Genomic DNA, 424 nt, shown 5'->3' on the forward strand with positions numbered 1-424 from the left:
GGCAGCACCACAGCAGTAAAAGCAACGAAGGCCGTCTATCAAAAAGGGCTCATTTATACTGCTCTGCTTGTTGCAGCTACGATCATCGTCAGCATTTTCATCTGGCTTTATATCGCGCGAAACATTGTAAAGCCTATCATTCGCATGAAGGAGTCTGCCAATCATATTGCCGAGGGAGACCTGTCGAACGACATGGAGGCGCTCAACTCAAAAGACGAGCTGGGCGACCTGAATGAAGCGCTGCAAAAAATGGTAGGGAATCTGAGAGATATTGTCGGATATTCTAAAGACATCTCAAGCCGGGTTCTTTCTTCTTCACAGGTGCTTGCTACCGCAACGAATGAAACAAGATCCGGCAGCAAACATATTACTGAAACGATGAACGAAATGGCTGAGGGCTCTGAACAGCAGGCCCAAGACGCTG

The 424-nt window shown here is 47.9% G+C and carries 1 protein-coding gene; it reads left to right on the forward strand.

What is annotated here, in order from left to right; genetic code table 11:
- Window positions 1-424 (forward strand): methyl-accepting chemotaxis protein (locus tag RVS70_RS22680; RefSeq protein WP_321134990.1); only part of this gene is annotated, 424 nt, incomplete at both ends.

It is taken from the genome of Virgibacillus sp. M23, from assembly GCF_034190895.1.
GTDB classification, from domain to species: Bacteria; Bacillota; Bacilli; order Bacillales; family Amphibacillaceae; genus Virgibacillus; species Virgibacillus salarius.